This is a genomic window from Pseudomonas sp. PDM18 (assembly GCF_014852585.1).
GTDB lineage: Bacteria > Pseudomonadota > Gammaproteobacteria > Pseudomonadales > Pseudomonadaceae > Pseudomonas.
In genome coordinates, this window is sequence record NZ_JACVBX010000001.1 from 966286 (window position 1) to 983938 (window position 17653).

Below are 17653 nucleotides of genomic sequence, written 5' to 3' on the forward strand. Positions count from 1 at the left end.
AGCCGACCTGTAGGAGCGAGCTTGCTCGCGAACCGCCCGGCATCGCGACTGAGCCTGTTCGCGAGCAAGCTCGCTCCTGCGAAAAGCCGCCGTTGTGGCGGATAACCCGTGCCGGGTTATGCGCCCTACGCATTGCTCCAGCGCAGCGGGACGGCCACGGTTCGCCCCGCCAACCGATACCCAGTGGTCGAACACCGCGTCGCCTCCGCGCAATCCTTGCAGCTCCCGCACGCAGCTGGCTCGGGCTCGACCTTTTCCACCACGCCCATCGCCAGGAGGCGCTCCAGCAGTGCTTCGAGCAGAGCCTTCGAGGCGCCGAGGCGCTGGGCCAGGGTCGGTACATCCGCCTCGCCCATCTCGCCGAGCAGGTTGCGCACCGCAATTGCCGTGGCCATCAGTGGCAGCTCCCTGCGGATGTTGGGCGCAGCTCCCGCTCGCCGTCCAACTCCAGGCCGCGCCGACCGACCCAGCGCAGTATCAGGAACAGCACCAGGTTGAACGCCAGCACCAGGCCGATGGCCACGGTGCTGTATTGCGGATGTTCGGCGAAGCTGAAGACCTGGTAGCACAGGGTCGCCAGGGAGTAGGCGACATTGAGGCCCCAGAACACCGCGAAGGTCATCCAGCCACGGCCGCTCTCGCGAGTCAGCGCACCGAGGGTCGCCACGCAGGGCACGTAGAGCAGCACGAACACCAGGTAGGCGTACGCGGCCAGCGGGCTGCCGAACTTGGCGGCGAAGGTGCCCATGGAGCCCTCCTCCATCTCGCCATCGGCCATGCTCGCGGCGACCGGGTTGGCCAGCACGCTGAGGCTGAACGAGTCACGCAGGCCATCCAGGGTATCCGCGCCGGCCTGCTTGAGCTGGCCCCAGAGGTCGTAGCCGTCGGCATCGAAGGCTTCGCCCTGGATGTGCTCGGCGGTGTACAGGGTGTTCAAGGTGCCGACCACCACTTCCTTGGCCAGCGCGCCGGTGACTAGGCCGACCGTGGCCTGCCAGTTGTCCTCGTGTACGCCCATGGGTTTGAGCAGCGGCGTGACCTTGTGGCTGAGGCTGGCCAGCGCCGAGTCGGCGATGTCGCCCTGCACCGGGCGGCCGTCAAGGGTGACGCTGTTGAGGCCGCCGATCACCAGGCTGACCAGGATGATCACGGTCCCCGCGCGGACCACGAAGGCGCGCAGGCGCATCCAGGTCTGCAGCAGCAGGCTGCGCAGGTGCGGCACGTGGTACAGCGGCAGCTCCATGACGAAGGGCGAGGCCTCGCCACGCATCAGCGTGTGCTTGAGCAGCAGGCCGGTGAGCACTGCCACGACGATGCCCAGCAGGTACAGCGAGAAGATAGCCAGCGCGCCGTTCTGGCCGAAGAAGGCTGCGGCGAACACGGCGAAGATCGCCAGCCGCGCACCGCAGGACATGAACGGCGCCATTATCGAGGTCATCAGGCGCTCGCGCGGGTTGTCCAGGGTGCGGGTGCCCATGATCGACGGTACGTTGCAGCCGAAGCCGACGATCAGCGGCACGAAGGACTTGCCCGGCAGGCCGAGGGCCTGCATCAGGCGGTCCATGACGAAGGCCGCGCGGGCCATGTAGCCGGAGTCTTCGAGCAGGGCGAGGAACAGGTACATCAGGCCGATCTGCGGGATCAGCGGCAGCACCGCGTTGATGCCACCGCCCAGCCCCTGGGCGAGCAGCGCGGTCAGCCAGTCCGGCGCGCCGCCTCGGGCACCCAGCCATTGGATGCCATCGATGAAGAGTGCCGAGGAGCCCTGATCGAAGATCGGCTGCAGCGCGCCGCCCAGGGTGATGGCGAAGAAGAACATCAGGTACATCACGAAGAGGAACACCGGGATGCCCAGCCAGCGGTTCAGCGCGATGCTGTCCAGCAGCTGGGTCAGGCGATGCGGCGCGGCCTGGCGGTGATTGCTGGCGCGCTCGCAGAGTTCGCCGATCAGCCGGTAGCGCGCGTCCACCAGCAGCAGTTCCGGGTCCTCACCGCAGGCGCAGCGGATTGCATCGCGCGCCGCCAGCAGGCTCGCCGGGTCGAGCTCGAGTTGACGGGCGCTGTGCAGGTCGCCTTCGAGCGCCAGCAGGGCCATCCAGGCCTGGGTCGGCGGTGCATCGGCGGGCAGCAACTGCGTGACGACATTGTGTAGCGCGGCGGGATACGGCACGTTCAGCGGCGGCTGATCAGTGACGCTATCGAGGGCGTCCTTCAGCGCGTCTATGCCTTCGCCACGGGTCGAGACCAGCGGCACCACCGGGCAACCCAGCTCACGCGACAGCGCCTCGCGGTCGATGTTCAGGCCCTGGGTGCGGGCGATGTCGAGCATGTTCAGCGCCACCACGCAGGGCAACCCCATCTCGCGCAGTTGCACGGTGAGGTAGAGGTTGCGTTCCAGGTTGGTGGCGTCCACCACGTTGACCAGCATGTCCACCTCGCCATCGACGATACAGCGCCGTGCGATCTGCTCGTCCAGCGAGGCCTGGGTCGACAACGTGGTCAGCGAGTAGGTGCCGGGGAGGTCCACCAGGCGCACATTGTGGCGCGCGGTGCGGAAGCTGCCTTCCTTGCGCTCCACGGTGACGCCGGCCCAGTTGCCGACGCGCTGGCGCGAGCCGGTGAGCTGGTTGAACAGGGTGGTCTTGCCCGCGTTGGGGTTGCCGATCAGGCCGATGCGCAGTTCGTCCATGCTGGATCAGTCCTGCGCTTCGAGCTGGAGGAAGGCCAGGTCGCGGCGGCGCAGCACCAGGCTGCACTGGCGGGTATCCACCTGCACCGGATCGCCCAGCGGCGCGACTCGGCGCACCTTCAACTCGGCGCCCGGCAATAGCCCCATGGAGAACAGTCGCTGACGGAAGGCGGCGCCGATCCCGGGGCGGTATCCGGCAATGCGGTACCGGCGTTGCGCTTGAAGATCGTGCATGGGGTGCCTCCGGGCGGATGATCGAACAAGGGAGAATCAGAATGACTCTCATTTGTTTGCAATTATTCGCCCGATACCCTGCGCTGAAACTGATTCAGGACAAGTTTTGCCGTCGCTACCCAGAAAGAGGCATGGCCAACAAAAAGCCCCCGGACCTTTCAGTGCGGGGGCTTCTTCGTTTGCAGCGCCATCAGCGAGTGCTGATCTGCTGCTGAAGGTTCTGCATCTGCTGCTGCAGGGTATTGATGTTGCGCATCACCTGGATGCGGAACACGTCGAACTCCTTGGTATCGTTGCTGGCCTGGCCCTGGCGGCCGTCAACCTCGGCGCGCAGCAGCATCAGGTCGTCCTGGAGGCTCTTGATCGCCTGGCTCTGGTTGCCCTGCTTCTTCAGGTTGGCGATCTCGGTGTTCAGCGCCTGAATCTGCTGGTTGGCGGCAGTCAGATCAGCCTGCACGTTCTTGAACTTGGCCTGCTCGTCGGTGATGGACTTGAGCCTGACGTCCAGTTGCTGCATGAGCAGCGCGGCGCTTTCCTGCTGCTCCTTGAGCTCGGCGCTGACCTGCGCCAGGCGCTTGCCCTGGGCGCCGTCGAATTCCGACAGCGAGGCCTGCTGGGCCTTGGCCTGCTCGGCGAGACGGCCCTGCAGTTGCTTGACCTGCAACTTCAGCGCTTCGCGGTCGGTCATGACGTTGGACTCGTTGGCGACGAACTTGCCACGAATGTCATCCAGACGACCGGCGGCTTCCTCGCTGATCTTGGCGAAGCTTTCCTGGGTGGCAATGAGTTGCTGCTCCATGAGCATCAGTTGCTGGTGACTCCACCAGCCCACGCCGCCCAGGGCGATGGCCATGGCCGCAACCAATGCCCAAAGCGCTCCGGTACCGCCGCCACGCTTCACCGGCTGGGGCTGCGGGCGGCCGTTGGGCTCGACCACGCGGCGCGGGTGATGACCGAACTCGTCGCGATCGGCGGCGTCGGTGGACAGGTGGGGCACATCATCGAATTCGTCGAACGTGTCGTTACGCATGGAATGAACCTGTGGGGATAAAGCGGCGTGTTGCCTGCGCAGGGCGCAGTATATCCGTTCGCATGAGACTGAGAGCAGCGTGCCATCACAGGGCGTCACGCACCTCGTCGGCGCACAGAAGACCCGTGACGGAGGTCGCAGTTCCCCAGGCGACCCGCCAATAGTGGCTTTGCGACATCGTGGCACGCCCCTTGCTCTCGCTCCTGGTACTTGGCGCCGCTTTGGCGCCCTTCGCGGGGAGGAAGTCGGGTGATCGAACTCAACAAGGCCATCCTGGATTGCATGCGCGAACTGCGCCGCCGTCTGCGTGAAGAGCAGGCACTGGAGATCCAGTACCAGCAGAGCGACGCCATCGAGCGGATGCTGCGCGCCTGCGCCGACTCAGCGCGGGAAGAAACGCGCCAGCTGGGCGAACGCCTGAGCGAGCTGAGCGGCGTGCAGTTGCCCCGCGTGGTGCAGGAGCCGAGTTTCCTGCCGGTGCAGGGCGGCGGCGACCAGCAGTATTCCGGCCCGCTGCGCGGCGGTGCCCGTCCCTCTCGCTAAAGCCTGCATCTTTTGTAGGAGCGACGTCGCCCGCTAGGCCCCGCGCAACCGCCACCAGTCGCAGAACTCGTCCAGCGCATCCCACAGGCTGTTCTGCGGGTCGTAGTCGAGGTACTGGCGGGCGCGGGAGATATCCAGGGAGAAGTCCTTGGCCATCACTGCCATGCCCAGGCGATGCAGGGTCGGTTCCGGGCGCCCGGGCAGGACCTTGCACACACACTCGTTGAACAGCGCCAGGCTGTAGGCCAGCCTGTAGGGCATGTGTCGCTCCACCGGCGGCATGTCCAGGCGACGCAACACGTAATTCACCACATCCCACAGCGGCAGCGGCTGGCCGTTGCTGATGTTGTAGGCCTGGCCGAGCGCCTCGTCCCCGGCCATGAGGCTGGCGAACAGGGCGTCGTTGAGGTTCTGGATACTGGTGAAATCCACCTTGTTCAGGCCCTGGCCGATGATGCGCAGGCGCCCCTTGCGGTGCGCGGCGATCATCCGCGGGAAGATGCTGGTGTCGCCGGCGCCAGTGACGAAGCGCGGGCGCAGCGCCAGCACTTCCAGGCCGAACTCCTGGGCACCGAGGGCGACCAGCTCGGACTGGTACTTGGTCGAGCCGTAGTGGTTGGCGAAGCGCTTGGGCACCTGCTGTTCGGTGATACCGACGTGGGACTGGCCATCGAAGTAGATCGACGGCGACGACAGGTGTACCAGCCGGCGCACCTTCTGCTTGAGACAGGCCTCGACCACCGACTCGGTCATGGTCACGTTGGCCTGGTGGAAATAGTCCTGGCTGCCCCACACACCCACCGCGCCAGCGCAATGCACCACCGCATCGACGCCGCTGCACAGCGCGCGGACCAGCGCCGGGTCCGACAGGTCGCCGGCCATGAACTCGGCCCCACGCGCCACCAGCGGCTGCAGCGCCTCTTCGCGGCGCCCGTTCACCCGCACCGCCAGCCCCTGCTCCAGGGCAAAACGGGCGAAACGCCCGCCAATGAACCCGCTGGCTCCGGTGACCAGAATCTTCATGCACGCCACTCCCGTTCTTATAGTCCGGCGACTCTAGCAGGCGCCGCACCGTACTACTCTGGCCTTGCACGCCAGAAACGAATCCTTGCAGACCGCGCCGCTGCACCAGGGTTGCACGACTTGCGATCGGCGACATGCAGCGGGCGGTTGCGGCTACCCTTGAAACACCCTTCGCTTTCTACCGAGGCCGCATGATGAGCAAGCCCCACTGGATGATCTACGGCGCCAACGGCTACACCGGCCGGCTGGTGGCCGAGCAGGCGCAGCGCGAGGGCCTGAAGCCTGTCCTCGCCGGCCGCAACCCGGCCAGCCTGCATGCGCTGGGCAGTTCACTGGGCCTGGAATGCCGGGTGTTCGACCTGAACGACAGCGCCGCCGCCCTGGCCGCGCTGGAAGATGTCGGCGTGGTCGCCAACTGCGCCGGGCCCTTCTCCGCCACCGCCGCGCCGATGATCGAGGCGTGCATCGCGAGCGGCGCGCATTACGTGGATATCACCGGGGAGATTTCCGTCTTCGAATACGCCCACAGCCTCGACGAAGTCGCGCGCACGGCGGGCGTAGTGATCTGCCCCGGCGTCGGCTTCGATGTGATCCCCACCGACTGCGTTGCCGCCTGCCTGAAGGAAGCCATGCCCGATGCCGCGCACCTGGCACTGGGCTTCGACAGCGGCAGCGGTCTCTCGCCAGGCACCGCCAAGACCACCGTGGAAGGACTCAAGCTGGGCGGTAAGGTGCGCGAGGCCGGGCGTCTGCGTGATGTGCCGCTGGGCTACAAGCGCCGCGACATCGACTTCGGCCGTGGCCTCAAGCACGCGGTGACCATTCCTTGGGGCGACGTCGCGACGGCCTATTACTCCACCGGTATCGGCGACATCGAGGTCTACCTGCCCGTACCGCCGGCCGCCGCCATCGGCATGCGGGTGATGGACAGTTTGCGCCCGCTGCTGGGCCGCGACCGCGTGCAGGACTGGCTCAAGCAACAGGTAGACAAGCGCGTTCGCGGCCCTGACGAACTGGCCCGCAGCAAGCTGCGCACCTGGGTCTGGGGCGAAGTGCGCAACGCCCGTGGCGAGCGCCGCACTGCACGGCTGGAAACCGCCAACGGCTACGACGTGACTATCCACGGCGTGATCTTCGCGGTGCGCCACCTGCTGGCCAACCCCAATACGGTCGGCTACTTCACCCCGTCGAAACTCTTCGGCGCGCGCTGCATCGAGCAATTGCCGGGCAGCGGGAGCATCGTCATTCGCGGCTGATCGGCACCATGAGCCCCGGCGCCTTTGCCAGCAGGTGGCGGGTCAGCGCAGTGAGCAACTCACCGCCGTTGCGCCAGTGGTGCCAGTAAAGGGGAACGTCGATCACCTGCCCCGGCAGCATGTCCACCAGCTCACCGCGTTCCAGCTCGCCGCGCACTTGCTGTTCGGGAACAAGGCCCCAGCCGAGGCCGCCGCTGGTCATGCGCACAAAGCCTTCGGAGGACGGGCACAGGTGATAGCTGAAGTGGCCATCGACGCCGAGGTCCCTCAGGTAGCGGTGCTGCAGTTGATCGTCCGGACCATAGACGATGGCCGGAGCACGCACGAGCCCGGCGGGGCTCACGCCCTTGGGAAAGTGCCGGGCGATGAATTCCGGGCTGGCCAGCCCGCGATAGCGCATGGCGCCCAGCGGCTCGGATCGCCCGCCGGCCACCGGGCGCGGACTGGCGCAGACACAGCCGGCCACCTCACCCGCGCGCATGCGCTTGAGGCCGACTTCCTGGTCCTCCACGACCAAGTCCAACAGCACATGGCGCTCGCCGCAGAAATCGCCGACCGCGTCCGCCCACCAGGTGGCCAGGCTGTCGGCGTTCAACGCCAGGCGCAGGCGCTCGGGCGCCGCGCCGTCATCCAGCGCAGGCACCCATTGCTGCAGATCGCCCTCCAGCAGGCGCACCTGCTGCACATGGTTGAGCAGGCGCTGGCCGAGATCGGTCGGCTGCGGCCTTGCCGCGCGCACCAGCACCGGCTGGCCGACCCGCGCTTCGAGCAGCTTTATGCGCTGGGAAATGGCCGACTGCGACAGCCCCAGCACCTGGGCGCCGCGTTCGAAACCGCCCTGTTCCACCACGGCGGCCAGGGCGGCAAGCAGCTTGTAGTCGAACATGATCAGTTTCCCTAATGAGATATCAGCAGTATTGCTTTTTCTTATACAGGCCAAAGCCGGACAATCGCCAGCATTCCCACTCTTTATGGACTGCCCACCATGGCTGGCGAAACCTCCCTGGCCGCGCTGCTGCGCGACATGACCCCGGTGCTCAACGACGGCGAGTACGTCTTCTGCACCCTGCCGGACGGCCAGCTCCCGACCGGCCTGCAGCCGCTGGGCAGCTTCCGCGAGAGCGAGGGTCTGACGCTGATCCTGTCGCGCGCCGAAGCCGAACAAGCCGGGCTGGCCTTCGACTACGTCGCCGCTTGGCTGACCCTGGAAGTGCACTCGGCGTTGCAGGCGGTCGGTCTCACCGCTGCCGTGGCCGGCGCCCTGGCCAAGGCCGGAATCAGTTGCAACGTGATCGCCGCCTGGTACCACGACCACCTGTTCGTCGCCTACGCCGACGGCCCGCGAGCGCTGGACGTGCTGCGCGCCCTCGCCCGCAACCCGGAAGGAGCCTGAATCATGTGGCAGAGCTACCTCAATGGAGTGCTGGTCGCCGCCGGCCTGATCATCGCCATCGGTGCACAGAACGCCTTCGTCCTCGCCCAGAGCCTGCGCCGCGAACATCACCTGTCAGTGGCCGCGCTGTGCGTGCTGTGCGACGCCATCCTGGTCAGCGCCGGGGTGTTCGGCCTGGCCAAGGTCCTCGCCGAGAACCCGACGCTGCTGGCCATCGCGCGCTGGGGCGGCGTCACCTTCCTGGTCTGGTACGGCCTCAAGGCACTGCGTCGTGCAGTCGCACCCGAAGCCATGGCCGATGCCCAGGAAACCGGCCCGCGTTCACGTCGCACCGTGCTGATGGCAGCGCTGGCGGTGACCCTGCTCAACCCCCACGTCTACCTCGACACCGTGCTGCTGATCGGCTCACTCGGCGCCCAGCAGACAGCGCCCGGCGCCTACGCCATGGGTGCGGCCAGCGCCTCTCTGCTGTGGTTCTTCACCCTGGCCTTCGGCGCCGCGTGGCTTGCGCCGTGGCTGGCGCGGCCGGCGACCTGGCGCCTGGTGGACCTGATGGTCGCGGTGATGATGCTGGGCATGGCCGCGCAACTGGTGTTCGCCAACTGATCTGCGGCCCGCCGAGGGAAGCTTTTCGAACGACGTTCCGTCATCCCGGTCTGTGCATAGTGAGCGTCGCGCTCCGACGCAAGCCGCTGTGCAGGGCCTTTGCCCCTACAGTTGCTGCGTGGATATGCCGCAGGTCGGGTGCTATGATCGGACCTTCGCGGCGCCGGCGGGCTCTGAGCCTTCCGGACGCAACTGGCGCGCTGCCTGTCCCTTGATGGGGCGCATTGCAGCTACGCCCGGATGCCGCGACAAACATCGAACCGGCCCCGTGTACCGGTCGCGCGCACGTCGCGCTAGCCCAGACTGAGTGAGATAGGAGAGAGACCATGGCTTTCGAATTGCCGCCGCTGCCTTACGCGAAGAACGCCCTTGAGCCGCACATTTCCGCGGAAACCCTGGAATTCCACCACGACAAGCACCACAACACCTACGTCGTGAACCTGAACAACCTGGTTCCGGGTACCGAGTTCGAAGGCAAGAGCCTGGAAGACATCGTCAAGACCTCTTCCGGCGGCATCTTCAACAACGCCGCCCAGGTGTGGAACCACACCTTCTACTGGAACTGCCTGAGCCCCAACGGCGGTGGCCAGCCCTCCGGCGCCCTGGCGGATGCCATCAACGCTGCCTTCGGTTCCTTCGACAAGTTCAAGGAAGAGTTCAGCAAGACCTCCATCGGCACCTTCGGCTCCGGCTGGGGCTGGCTGGTGAAGAAAGCCGACGGCTCCCTGGCCCTGGCCAGCACCATCGGCGCCGGCTGCCCGCTGACCAGCGGCGACACCCCGCTGCTGACCTGCGACGTCTGGGAACACGCCTACTACATCGACTACCGCAACCTGCGTCCGAAGTACGTCGAGGCGTTCTGGAACCTGGTCAACTGGGACTTCGTGGCTGAGCAGTTCGCTGCCTGAATGCACCCTGCTTGATAGGAAAAACCCGGCCTTGCGCCGGGTTTTTTCGTAATGGACGCGTATCACCTTCGTGTCAGCTAACCTGAAAGGCCGGTACAGTCACGAAACACAACGATGGCCCTTTGACGTCATTGCGCCAATTGCCAATACTCAGCCCCAGTCGTTCGCCCCTGGCGAGAAACAAGGAAAGCCCTTGAAACTGGATCCCCGGCACAGCCTCTCCCTCAAGCTGCTGCGAATGGTATTGCTCGCGGCCCTCGTGGTCGGAGTGGTACTCAGCTGTGCCCAGATCGTCTATGACGCCCACAAGGCCCGCCAGGCCGTGCACAACGATGCCCAGCGCATCCTGGCGATGGTCCGCGACCCGTCCACCCAGGCCGTCTACAGCCTCGACCGCGACATGGCGATGCAGGTCCTCGAAGGCCTGTTCCAGCACGAAGCCGTGCGCTACGCCGCCATCGGCCATCCCGACGAACCCATGCTGGCGGAGAAATCCCGCCCGCTGCTGGACTCCAACACCCGCTGGCTGACCGACCCGATCCTCGGCGCCGAGCAGAACTACTCCATTCGCCTCGCCGGCCGTGGCGGCTCCAACGAGTACTACGGCGACCTGAAGATCACCCTCGACACCGCCCCCTATGGCGACGACTTCGTCGCCACCTCGGTGATCATCTTCATCTCCGGCATCCTACGCGCCATGGCCCTGAGTCTGGTGCTGTTCATGGTCTACCACTGGCTGCTGACCAAGCCGCTGTCGAAGATCATCGAGCACCTTGCCTCGATCAACCCGGACCGCCCCAGCCAGCACAAGCTGCCGATGCCCGACGGCCACGAGAAGGACGAGCTGGGTTTATGGGTGAATACCGCCAACCAGCTGCTGGCCTCTATCGAGCGCAACGGCCATTTGCGCCGGGAGGCCGAAGACAGCCTGCTGCGCATCTCCCAGTACGACTTCCTCACCGGCCTACCCAACCGCAAGCTGCTGCAACAGCGTCTGGACCAGATACTCGAAGGCGCCTCGCGCCTGCAACGCCGCGTCGCCGTGCTCTGCCTGGGCCTGGATGACTTCAAGGGCATCAACGAGCAATACAGCTACCAGTTCGGCGACCAGTTGCTGATCGCCCTCGCCGACCGCCTGCGCACCCGCAGCGCACACCTCGGCGCCCTGGCGCGGCTGGGCGGCGACCAGTTCGCCCTGGTCCAGGCCGACATCGAACAGCCCTACGAAGCGGCGGAGCTGGCCCAGCAGATCCTCGACGATCTCGAAGCTCCCTTCGAGCTCGACCAGCACCTAGTGCACCTGCGCGCCACCATCGGCATCACCCTGTTCCCCGAGGACGGCGAGACCACCGAGAAGCTGCTGCAGAAAGCCGAGCAGACCATGACCCTGGCCAAGAGCCGCTCGCGCAACCGCTACCAGTTCTACATCGCCAGCGTCGACAGCGAGATGCGCCGCCGCCGCGAGCTGGAGAAGGACCTGCGCGAAGCCCTGGCGCGCAACGAACTGCACCTGGTGTATCAGCCGCAGGTGGATTACCGCGATCACCGCGTGGTCGGCGTCGAGGCGCTGCTGCGCTGGCAGCACCCGACCCAGGGCTGGGTCGCGCCGGACCTGTTCATTCCGCTGGCAGAACAGAACGGCAGCATCTTCAGCATCGGCGAATGGGTACTCGACCAGTCCTGCCGCCAACTGCGCGAATGGCACGACCAGGGCTTCGACGACCTGCGCCTGGCGGTCAACCTGTCCACCGTGCAGCTGCGCCACAACGCCCTGCCGCGGGTGGTCAGCAACCTGTTGCAGATGCACCGCCTGCCGCCACGCTCGCTGGAGCTGGAAGTCACCGAGACGGGCCTGATGGAGGACATCTCCACCGCCGCCCAGCACCTGCTCAGCCTGCGCCGCGCAGGCGCCTTGATCGCCATCGACGACTTCGGCACCGGCTACTCCTCGCTGAGCTACCTGAAGAGCCTGCCGCTGGACAAGATCAAGATCGACAAGAGCTTCGTTCAGGACCTGCTGCTGGACGACGATGACGCCACCATCGTTCGCGCCATCATCCAGCTGGGCAAGAGCCTGGGCATGCAGGTGATCGCCGAGGGCGTGGAGACGGTCGAGCAGGAGGCCTACATCATTGCCCAGGGCTGCCACGAAGGTCAGGGCTACCTCTACAGCAAGCCGCTGCCGGCGCGCGAGCTGACCCTGTATCTCAAGCAGGCGCGGCGCCTGGCCGAAGCGGCCGGCGGCAATCCGGGCGGGTCCGTCGAGCGGCATTGATCCCTTCGGGTGGAAAACGCCCCTCCTCACGCCGAATCCTCCCTGTAAGAGCGAGCTTGCTCGCGAACAGCCCGAGCGCCGGTGCCAAGAGGTTCGCGAGCAAGCTCGTCCCTACAAAGAACGACTCTCCCTGCGCGCTGATAGCGACTTGCTGGCCCCGCGACCGAACCGCGCTATCGAACGCCCTTTTCAAAAATGCAAATCTTTCGCATTATGTTGCGGATTTTCTTGCGCAGTCCTTTTTACGTGCGCCTCTTTTCCATGCAAAGGAACCCGTCATGACTCGTATGCCCTGGGCCACTGCCAGCCTGCTCGCCATCGCCATTTCCCTCGCCGGCTGCGGCGATGACAAGAAAGCCGAAGCCCCCGCCGTGCAGGCGCCCAGCACGCAGAGCGCTGCACCGGCGGCTGCCAAGGTCGACGAGGCTGCGGTCAAGGCCGTGGTGAAGAACTACCTGGACATCGCCGAAGCCACCTACGGCGACGCCCTGACAACCGCCAAGGCCCTGCAGACCGCCGTCGATGCGCTGATCGCCAAGCCCAGCGAAGAAACCCTGAAGGCCGCCCGCGAAGCCTGGATCGCTTCCCGCCCGTCCTACTCGCAGAGCGAAGCCTTCCGCTTCGGCAACTCGATCATCGACGACTGGGAAGGCGCGGTTAACGCCTGGCCGCTGGACGAAGGTCTGATCGACTACGTCGCCAAGGACTATCAGCACGCTGAAGGCAACGCTGGCGCCAGTGCCAACATCGTCGCCAACACCGAGATCCAGGTTGGCGAAGACAAGATCGACGTCAAGGAAATCACCGGCGAGAAGCTCAAGGGCCTGAACGAGCTGGGCGGTTCCGAAGCCAACGTCGCCACTGGCTACCACGCCATCGAATTCCTCCTGTGGGGCCAGGACCTGAACGGCACCAAGCCGGGCGCCGGCGATCGCAAGTACACCGACTACGCCCAGGGCAAGGACTGCACCAACGGTCATTGCGACCGTCGTGCCGCCTACCTGAAGGCCGTCACCGACCTGCTGGTTTCCGACCTGGAAGAAATGCACGGCAACTTCAAGGCCGGCGTTGCCGACAACTACCGCGCCAAGGTCGAGGCCGACACCGCCGAGAACAACCTGCGCAAGATGTTCTTCGGCATGGGCTCGCTGTCCCTCGGCGAGCTGGCTGGCGAGCGCATGAAGGTCGCGCTGGAAGCCAACTCCACCGAAGACGAGCACGACTGCTTCAGCGACAACACCCACAACACCCTGTTCTTCAATGCCAAGAGCATTCGCAATATCTACACCGGCGAATACAAGCGCACCGACGGCAGCGTCGTGAAGGGCCCGAGCCTGTCCGACCTGGTCGCCAAGGTCGACGCCGCCGCCGATACCGATCTGAAGAATGACCTGGCCAACACCGAAGCCAAGATGAAAATCATCGTCGACCGTGCCGAGAAGGACGGTGTGCACTTCGACCAGATGATCGCCCCGGAAGACAAGGACGATCAGCAGAAGATCCGTGACGCCATCGCCTCGCTGGTCAAGCAGACCGGCGCCATCGAGAAGGCCGCCACCGCGGTCGGCGTGCAGGACCTGAAGCCGGACAACGCCGATCACCAATTCTGATCAGCCTGACCTGAAGGGTTGCAGGCGCTGCGGCTCCACGCCGCAGCGACCTTGAAACCAAGGCAAAGCCCCGCCTCGCGGGGCTTTGTCATTTCTGGACGGCAAACGATGTCGTTCGCAAATACAAATTTTTCATATTTGCATTTGACACCCCTGCTACCATGGCGTGCTGCCATATACCGCCCTGGAACCCCCGCCAATGCTCCACCGCCGTACCGCCCTGTGCCTCGTGCCGCTGCTGTCTGCCCTCGCCCTTGCCGCATGCAAGCCGGAGACCTCCCAGCACGCCGTGGCCGAGCCTGGCGAAGCACTTTCTGGCGGCGCCACTACGGTGAAGCAGAGCGACCGTAACGCCTTCTCCATGCCCTCGGGCAACCTCACGCCGAGCCGCCGCCTTGACTTCGCCGTGGGCAACAGCTTCTTCCGCAACCCCTGGGTGATTGCGCCGAGCACCACCACAGCCCGCGATGGCCTCGGCCCGCTGTTCAACACCAACGCCTGCCAGAACTGCCACATCAAGGACGGCCGTGGCCATCCGCCGGAGTTGAACGACGTCAACGCCGTATCGATGCTGGTGCGCCTGTCGATTCCCGCCGGCTCCGCCGACATCGAAACCATCAAGCGCCTGGGCGTGGTGCCCGAGCCGGTGTACGGCGGCCAGTTCCAGGACTCGGCCATCCCCGGCGTGGCACCCGAGGGCAAGGTGCGGGTGGACTACGAGCCGGTGAAGGTCAGCTTCAAGGACGGCACCGTGGTCGAGCTGCGCAAGCCCATGTTGCGCATCAGCGACCTGGGCTACGGGCCGATGCACCCGGACACGCTGTTCTCCGCCCGCATCGCCCCGCCGATGATCGGCCTGGGCCTGCTGGAGTCCATCAGCGAGGCGGACATCCTCGCCAACGCGGACCTCCAGGCCAAGGGCAGCGACGGCATCCACGGCCGGCCGAACCGGGTCTGGGACGACGAGAAACAGGCCACAGTCCTCGGCCGCTTCGGCTGGAAGGCCGGGCAACCCAACGTCGCCCAGCAGAACGCCCACGCCTTCTCCGGCGACATGGGCCTGACCAGCGACCTGCTGCCCAGCGATGACTGCACCCAGGCCCAGGTCGATTGCCTGAAAGCCATCGACGGCGGCAAACCGGAAGTCAGCCAGCACATCTTCAACCAGGTCGCCTTCTACGCCCGCAACCTCGCTGTGCCGGCACGGCGCAAAGTCGACGACCCGCAGGTGCTCACCGGCAAGGGCCTGTTCTTCGATTCCGGCTGCGCCAGCTGCCACACGCCCAAGTTCACCACCGGCATCAATGCCGCCGAGCCCGAGCTCGCCAACCAGGTCATCCGCCCCTACAGCGACCTGCTGCTGCATGACATGGGCGAGGGACTAGCGGACAATCGCCCGGAATTTCTTGCCAGCGGCCGCGACTGGCGCACCGCGCCGCTGTGGGGCATCGGCCTGACCGAAACGGTCAACGGCCACACCCAGTTCCTGCATGACGGCCGCGCCCGCAACCTGCTCGAAGCCGTGCTCTGGCATGGCGGCGAAGCCGAAGCGGCCAAGCAACGCGTACTGAATTTCGACGCCGGGCAGCGCGATGCCCTGTTGGCGTTTTTGAACTCACTCTAAGGAGCCGAGCCCACCATGTTCCGCCCCCGACTTCTGATCACCAGCCTCGCCATCGCCCTGGGCGCCTGCTCGCCCACCGACCCGCAGGCCACCACCAGCGCCACCCTGGCCCAGCAGGTGATCCTGCCGACCTACAGCCGCTGGGTCGACGCCGACCGCGCGCTGGCCGCCAGCGCCCTGGCCTACTGCCAGGGCAAGGAAGACCTGACCAAGGCACGCGCCGACTTCATGGCCGCGCAGAAGGCCTGGGCCGAGCTGCAGCCGCTGCTGGTCGGCCCGCTGGCCGAGGGCAACCGCTCCTGGCAGGTACAGTTCTGGCCGGACAAGAAGAACCTCGTGGCGCGCCAGGTCGAGCAACTGCTGAGCAGCGGCAACGCGATATCCCCGGAGACCCTGGATAAATCCAGCGTCGTGGTGCAGGGCCTGACCGCCTACGAATACATCCTCTTCGATGCGAAGATCGACCTGGCCAACGCCGAGACCAAGGCTCGCTACTGCCCGCTGCTGGAAGCTATCGGTGCGCACCAGCAAACCCTGGCCGAAAGCATCCTGGCGCAGTGGAAGCAGGACGGCGGCATGCTCGCCCAGCTCTCCAAGTTCCCCAACGAGCGCTACGCCGATGCCCACGAGGCCATCGCCGAACTGCTACGCGTGCAGGTCACCGCGCTGGACATGCTGAAGAAGAAACTCGGCACCCCGCTGGGCCGCCAAAGCAAGGGCATCCCGCAGCCGTTCCAGGCCGAAGGCTGGCGCAGCGACGCCTCCCTGGCGAGCCTGGACGCCAGCCTGACCGGCGCCCAGGCGCTGTGGGACGGCACCGACAAGAAGGGCCTGCGCGCCCTGCTGCCGGCCGAACAGAAAGAGCTGGCCGGCAAGATCGACGCGGCCTATGCCGATGTCCACGGCAAGCTGAAGGCGATCAACCAGCCGCTCAGCGAACTGCTCAAGGACGACGCCGGCCTCAAGCAGCTGAATGAGTTGTACGACAGTCTCAACGTCGTCCACCGCCTGCACGAGAGCGACCTGGCGAAGGCGCTGGGCGTGCAGCTGGGCTTCAACGCCAACGACGGCGACTGATCGAGAGCGGACGAGGTGAAAACCATGTTGCGACGTCACGTGATCGGCCTGGGCAGCCTGCTGCTCGGCGCCCTGACCTTCTGCGGCTGGACGCTGTCACGCAAGGGCAAGGAGCCCCTGGTGCTGTCCGCCCGTGACGACGCGGATGGCAAGCACTATGCCGTGGGCTATCGCCTGGACGGCAGCTGCGCCTTCGCCACCGAGGTCGGCCTGCGCTGCCACGACGTGGTGCAGCATCCCAGCCTGCCGCTGGCGCTGTTCGTCGCCCGTCGTCCGGGCCGGCAGAGCTACCTGATCGACCTGAACGACGGCCGCCTGCTGCAGACCGTCGATTCGCAGGCGGACCGCCACTTCTACGGCCACGGCGTGTGGCACAAGGACGGCGAGTGGCTGTACGCCACCGAGAACGACACCTCCGATCCGGGCCGCGGCCTGCTCGGCGTATACCGCTTCGACGGTGAGCGCCTGAGCCACGCCGGCGAGGTCTCCACCCACGGCCTCGGCCCGCACCAGGTGTCCTGGATGCCCGATGGCGAAACCCTGGTGGTGGCCAACGGCGGCATCCGTACCGAAGCCGAAAGCCGCGTTGAGATGAACCTCGACGCCATGGAGCCGAGCCTGGTGCTGATGCAGCGCGACGGCGTGCTGATCTCCAAGGAAACCCTGCCGCAGCCGATGAACAGCGTGCGCCACCTGGCCATCGCCGCGGACGGCACCATCGTCGCCGGGCAGCAGTACATGGGCGATGCCCATGATCGCGCCGACCTGCTTGCCATCAAGCGCCCCGGCGAGGCCTTCCAGGCCTTCCCGCTGGCCGACGAGCAGCGCCTGGCGATGACCCAGTACACCGCCAGCGTCGCCGTGCACAACGACCTGCGCCTGGTCGCCCTGACCGCCCCGCGCGGCAACCGCTTCTTCATCTGGGACCTGGACTCCGGCGCCGTGCGCCTGGACGCGCCGCTGCCCGACTGCGCCGGCGTCGGCGCGGTGAAGGACGGCTTCGTCGTCACCTCCGGCCAGGGCCGCTGCCGCTTCTACGACTGCCGCGGCGAACGCATTGCCGGCACGCCGCTGGACCTGCCCCCGGCGTTCTGGGACAACCACCTGCACCTGGCCTGACTCCGGCGAGCGTAGGAGCAACTGTCTTCTCCCGGATAATTCGGCGCCTGCATTTCCCCCTCACCCCAACCCTCTCCCTCAGGGAGAGGGGGCAGACCGTGCCGGCTGACGCTGTGGTTTCATCCTGCACCATTGGGTCCCCTCTCCCTCCGGGAGAGGGCTAGGGTGAGGGCCGGCCCGTGTACAGAAGTTTCCCGTAGGAGCGGACTCCGTCCGCGATGTGCAACCGTCAAGCTCGGAACCGCCGGATAGCGATCGCGGATGAA

At 66.1% G+C, this 17653-nt stretch carries 16 protein-coding genes; 10 read left to right on the forward strand and 6 right to left on the reverse strand.

Annotated elements, in window-relative coordinates:
* Positions 1 to 125: 125 nt before the first annotated feature.
* From IB274_RS04715 to IB274_RS04730, 4 genes are all read right to left on the reverse strand, one after another.
* Complete coding sequence (locus IB274_RS04715; protein ID WP_192430861.1) at positions 126 to 395, reverse strand: FeoC-like transcriptional regulator; 270 nt, start codon at positions 393 to 395, stop codon at positions 126 to 128.
* Complete coding sequence (feoB, locus tag IB274_RS04720; protein WP_192430862.1) at positions 395 to 2689, reverse strand: Fe(2+) transporter permease subunit FeoB; 2295 nt, start codon at positions 2687 to 2689, stop codon at positions 395 to 397. The genes IB274_RS04715 and feoB overlap by 1 nt, the downstream gene beginning before the upstream one ends.
* Positions 2690 to 2695: 6 nt before the next feature.
* The gene (gene feoA, locus IB274_RS04725) at positions 2696 to 2923 is read right to left on the reverse strand and encodes a ferrous iron transporter A (RefSeq protein ID WP_024762599.1); all 228 of its coding nucleotides are present in this window, start codon (positions 2921 to 2923) and stop codon (positions 2696 to 2698) included.
* Positions 2924 to 3113: 190 nt separating this feature from the next.
* Positions 3114 to 3953, reverse strand: a complete 840-nt coding sequence (locus tag IB274_RS04730; RefSeq protein WP_192430863.1) for an ATPase — start codon at positions 3951 to 3953, stop codon at positions 3114 to 3116.
* A 252-nt stretch (positions 3954 to 4205) separates the two neighbouring features.
* Here IB274_RS04730 and IB274_RS04735 point away from each other — a divergent pair, with 252 nt between their 5' ends.
* A complete protein-coding gene (locus IB274_RS04735; RefSeq protein WP_318652850.1) occupies positions 4206 to 4496 on the forward strand; it encodes a hypothetical protein in 291 nt (96 codons plus the stop codon).
* 33 nt (positions 4497 to 4529) lie between these two features.
* Here the strand turns inward: IB274_RS04735 and IB274_RS04740 are convergent, their stop codons facing one another.
* Entirely contained in the window at positions 4530 to 5519 is a 990-nt protein-coding gene (locus IB274_RS04740) for an NAD-dependent epimerase/dehydratase family protein (protein ID WP_192430865.1), read from the reverse strand.
* Between the two features lie 194 nt (positions 5520 to 5713).
* On the opposite strand from IB274_RS04740, the gene IB274_RS04745 reads away from it, so the two are divergent.
* Positions 5714 to 6775 (forward strand): saccharopine dehydrogenase family protein, encoded by a 1062-nt coding sequence (locus tag IB274_RS04745; RefSeq protein ID WP_192430866.1) that lies wholly within the window; start codon positions 5714 to 5716, stop codon positions 6773 to 6775.
* Here the strand turns inward: IB274_RS04745 and IB274_RS04750 are convergent.
* Entirely contained in the window at positions 6762 to 7667 is a 906-nt protein-coding gene (locus tag IB274_RS04750; RefSeq protein ID WP_192430930.1) for a LysR family transcriptional regulator ArgP, read from the reverse strand. The genes IB274_RS04745 and IB274_RS04750 overlap by 14 nt on opposite strands.
* 93 nt (positions 7668 to 7760) lie before the next feature.
* Here IB274_RS04750 and IB274_RS04755 point away from each other — a divergent pair, with 93 nt between their 5' ends.
* From IB274_RS04755 to IB274_RS04790, 8 genes are all read left to right on the forward strand, one after another.
* A complete protein-coding gene (locus IB274_RS04755; RefSeq protein ID WP_192430867.1) occupies positions 7761 to 8168 on the forward strand; it encodes an ACT domain-containing protein in 408 nt (135 codons plus the stop codon).
* 3 nt (positions 8169 to 8171) lie between these two features.
* Positions 8172 to 8774 carry a LysE/ArgO family amino acid transporter gene (locus IB274_RS04760; RefSeq protein ID WP_192430868.1) on the forward strand — a complete coding sequence of 201 codons (603 nt, stop codon included), beginning with the start codon at positions 8172 to 8174 and terminating at the stop codon, positions 8772 to 8774.
* Positions 8775 to 9100: 326 nt separating this feature from the next.
* Positions 9101 to 9682 carry a superoxide dismutase gene (locus IB274_RS04765; protein ID WP_192430869.1) on the forward strand — a complete coding sequence of 194 codons (582 nt, stop codon included), beginning with the start codon at positions 9101 to 9103 and terminating at the stop codon, positions 9680 to 9682.
* A 193-nt stretch (positions 9683 to 9875) separates the two neighbouring features.
* Entirely contained in the window at positions 9876 to 11957 is a 2082-nt protein-coding gene (locus IB274_RS04770) for a putative bifunctional diguanylate cyclase/phosphodiesterase (RefSeq protein ID WP_192430870.1), read from the forward strand.
* Between the two features lie 278 nt (positions 11958 to 12235).
* Complete coding sequence (locus IB274_RS04775; protein ID WP_192430871.1) at positions 12236 to 13567, forward strand: imelysin family protein; 1332 nt, start codon at positions 12236 to 12238, stop codon at positions 13565 to 13567.
* Between the two features lie 199 nt (positions 13568 to 13766).
* Positions 13767 to 15191 (forward strand): di-heme oxidoredictase family protein, encoded by a 1425-nt coding sequence (locus IB274_RS04780; RefSeq protein ID WP_192430872.1) that lies wholly within the window; start codon positions 13767 to 13769, stop codon positions 15189 to 15191.
* Between the two features lie 15 nt (positions 15192 to 15206).
* On the forward strand, positions 15207 to 16268 hold the full coding sequence (locus IB274_RS04785; RefSeq protein WP_192430873.1) for an imelysin family protein: 1062 nt from the start codon (positions 15207 to 15209) through the stop codon (positions 16266 to 16268).
* 24 nt (positions 16269 to 16292) lie between these two features.
* Complete coding sequence (locus IB274_RS04790; protein ID WP_192430874.1) at positions 16293 to 17387, forward strand: DUF1513 domain-containing protein; 1095 nt, start codon at positions 16293 to 16295, stop codon at positions 17385 to 17387.
* Positions 17388 to 17653: the final 266 nt, after the last annotated feature.

Coding starts and splice junctions, on each gene's coding strand:
- IB274_RS04780 (WP_192430872.1), top strand. CDS start 13,767: ATGCTCCACCGCCGTACCGCCCTGTGCCTCGTGCCGCTGCTGTCTGCC.
- IB274_RS04755 (WP_192430867.1), top strand. CDS start 7,761: ATGGCTGGCGAAACCTCCCTGGCCGCGCTGCTGCGCGACATGACCCCG.
- feoB (WP_192430862.1), bottom strand. CDS start 2,689: ATGGACGAACTGCGCATCGGCCTGATCGGCAACCCCAACGCGGGCAAG.
- feoA (WP_024762599.1), bottom strand. CDS start 2,923: ATGCACGATCTTCAAGCGCAACGCCGGTACCGCATTGCCGGATACCGC.
- IB274_RS04790 (WP_192430874.1), top strand. CDS start 16,293: ATGTTGCGACGTCACGTGATCGGCCTGGGCAGCCTGCTGCTCGGCGCC.
- IB274_RS04745 (WP_192430866.1), top strand. CDS start 5,714: ATGAGCAAGCCCCACTGGATGATCTACGGCGCCAACGGCTACACCGGC.
- IB274_RS04785 (WP_192430873.1), top strand. CDS start 15,207: ATGTTCCGCCCCCGACTTCTGATCACCAGCCTCGCCATCGCCCTGGGC.
- IB274_RS04765 (WP_192430869.1), top strand. CDS start 9,101: ATGGCTTTCGAATTGCCGCCGCTGCCTTACGCGAAGAACGCCCTTGAG.
- IB274_RS04760 (WP_192430868.1), top strand. CDS start 8,172: ATGTGGCAGAGCTACCTCAATGGAGTGCTGGTCGCCGCCGGCCTGATC.
- IB274_RS04740 (WP_192430865.1), bottom strand. CDS start 5,519: ATGAAGATTCTGGTCACCGGAGCCAGCGGGTTCATTGGCGGGCGTTTC.
- IB274_RS04775 (WP_192430871.1), top strand. CDS start 12,236: ATGACTCGTATGCCCTGGGCCACTGCCAGCCTGCTCGCCATCGCCATT.
- IB274_RS04715 (WP_192430861.1), bottom strand. CDS start 395: ATGGCCACGGCAATTGCGGTGCGCAACCTGCTCGGCGAGATGGGCGAG.
- IB274_RS04730 (WP_192430863.1), bottom strand. CDS start 3,953: ATGCGTAACGACACGTTCGACGAATTCGATGATGTGCCCCACCTGTCC.